Source organism: Pseudomonas sp. K5002 (assembly GCF_013386655.1).
Lineage (GTDB): Bacteria > Pseudomonadota > Gammaproteobacteria > Pseudomonadales > Pseudomonadaceae > Aquipseudomonas.
The window spans coordinates 1-2,348 of record NZ_JACARK010001075.1 but is presented as its reverse complement, the minus strand read 5'-3'; the positions used below and the strand labels follow the sequence as shown (position 1 = coordinate 2,348).

Genomic DNA, 2,348 nt, shown 5'->3' with positions numbered 1-2,348 from the left:
GCACCAGCTGTGGCTCGAACACCAGCGCCCGGGCCAGGGCCACCCGCTGCTGCTGGCCACCGGAGAGTTGCGCCGGGTAGCGCTGGGCGAAGGCATCGAGCTGGACCATGCTCAGTACACGCTTGACCCGCTCGCTGATGTCGGTCTTGCTCAGGCCGCGTACAGAGAGCGGAAACGCCAGGTTCTCGGAGACGGTCATGTGCGGGAACAGCGCGTAGTTCTGGAACACCATGCCGATGTCGCGCTTGTGGGGCGGAACGTTGTTGATGGAGCGGCCGGCCAGCTGGATCTCGCCGGCGGTGGGGGTTTCAAAACCGGCGAGCATCATCAGGCTGGTGGTCTTGCCAGACCCGGACGGCCCGAGCAGGGTCAGGAACTCGCCCTTGCGAATCTCCAGGTTGAGGTCTTTGACGATCAGGTTCTCGCCGTCGTAGCTCTTCTGCACGCCACGAAAGCTGACCAGCACATCATTTGAATCCACCTCGCTCATACCCGCACCTTTTTGTTTTGGACTGCCGTGGAACAAGCGTAGTCCCAGGGCAAGGCCGCGCAAATCGGGGGCCCGGAGAGATTGGCATCAGCAGGATGGAAGGTTTGGGGTAGGGATTGCCCTACACGGATGGCGGGGATAGAACAGAGCAGTTACAAACCCCACGCTACAAGCAGCAAGACCGGGCAGCGCGGCGCTCGGCAGGCAGTCGCAAACAGGTATGCCGCTATAAGAGTTTGTGCTCCATGGCGTACTTCACCAGTTCCGCCAGGGAGGTGATATTGAGCTTTTGCATCAGGCGTGCCTTGTGGGTACTGATGGTTTTGCTGCTCAACGCCAACTGCTGGGCGATGTCGTTGACGTTGGCGCCCTGGGCCAGTCGCTCGAATACCGAGAACTCGCGCTCCGACAACAACGAGTGCAATGGGCGGGAATCGGTGAGGCCGACTTCGAAGACCATGCGGTCGGCCAGGTCCGGGTCGATGTACCGCCCGCCCGCCGCGACCTTGCGGATCGCGGTCAGCAGCAGCGCCGGGTCGCTGTCCTTGGTGGCATAGCCGGCGGCACCGACCTTCAGCGCACGGGCGGCCATTTGCGCTTCGTCGTGCATCGACAGCACCAGGATCGCCGGGGGATTGTTCAGCGCACGGATCCGCGGGATGGCTTCCAGGCCGTTGACGCCAGGCATCGAGATGTCCAGCAACACCACCTCGCAGGGCACGTGGCGCAGGGTCTCCAGCAACTGCTCGCCATTGCTCGCCTCGCCCACCACCAGCAGGTCCTTGGCCAGTCCGATCAGTTGCTTGATGCCTTCGCGAACGATGGTGTGGTCTTCAGCTACCAGTACACGGATCACTGTGGATGTCCTCTTCTTTTGGTTATCAATCCAGCGGCACCGTCACACTCAGGGTGGTGCCTTCGCCCAATGCGCTGTCCAGGCTCAACTGCCCGCCCATGATCAGCACCCGCTCGCGCATGCCCACCAGGCCAAACGATACCGGGCGCCCGGGAGCCTGGACGAAACCTGCACCGTCGTCGCTGATGGTCAGGCGCAAGTGCGCGCCCTCCACCACCAGCGTCAGCTCGACAGTATGCGCCTGGGCATGGCGCATCACATTGGTCAGTGCCTCCTGCAGGATGCGGAACAGGCCGATGGCCTTGGCGTCGCTCAGCGCCGGCAGATTATCCGGCACCTGCACCAGGCACGGAATCTGCGTCCGGGCCTCGAAACGCCGGGCCTGCCATTCGATCGCCGAGGCAATCCCGGCATCGAGAATCGGCGGACGCAAGGCGGTGGCCACATCGCGCACCAGTTGGAACAGTTGGGCGATCAGGCGCTTCATGCTGTTCAGCCGCTCGTGCAGGCCAGGATCCAGTTGCGCGTAGGTCAGCTCGCACATCGAGGTCTCCAGCTTGAGCACGGTGAGCATCTGCCCCAACTCGTCGTGCACTTCCCGGGCGATGCGGGCCTTCTCTTCCTCGCGCACGGTTTCCAGGTGGGCCGACAATTCCCGCAATTGCGCGCGGGACGCGTCCAGCTCCAGCTCGATGCGTTTGCTCTCGCTGATGTCCCAGACAATTCCGTCCCAAACCACGGCCCCGTCTTCCAGGCGTCGGGTCACGGCCTTGATATCGGCCCAGCGCTGCTCGCCCAGGCGGGTCAGGATGCGGCCCTGCCAGGCCCAATTGCTCTCGGTCTCGATAGCCTGGTCCTGGGTGCGGTGATAACTGGCGCGGTCGTCGGGATGCACCAGGCTGCGAATGCCCATGGCCGGATGGCTGAGCACTTCCGGCGCGTAACCCACCAGGCCCTCGCTGCCCTGGCTGATGTAGGCAAACTCGATCGCCTCGCTGCGCG

At 63.6% G+C, this 2,348-nt stretch carries 3 protein-coding genes; all 3 read right to left on the bottom strand.

Annotated elements, in window-relative coordinates:
* On the bottom strand, window positions 1-490 hold a 490-nt coding region (locus HX846_RS39970), incomplete at its 3' end, for an ABC transporter ATP-binding protein (RefSeq protein ID WP_256740245.1).
* A 226-nt stretch (window positions 491-716) separates the two neighbouring features.
* Entirely contained in the window at window positions 717-1,346 is a 630-nt protein-coding gene (locus HX846_RS33300) for a response regulator transcription factor (protein ID WP_003210977.1), read from the bottom strand.
* A gap of 25 nt (window positions 1,347-1,371) precedes the next feature.
* The coding region (locus HX846_RS33295; protein WP_178967061.1) for a histidine kinase at window positions 1,372-2,348 on the bottom strand (977 nt) is incomplete at its 5' end.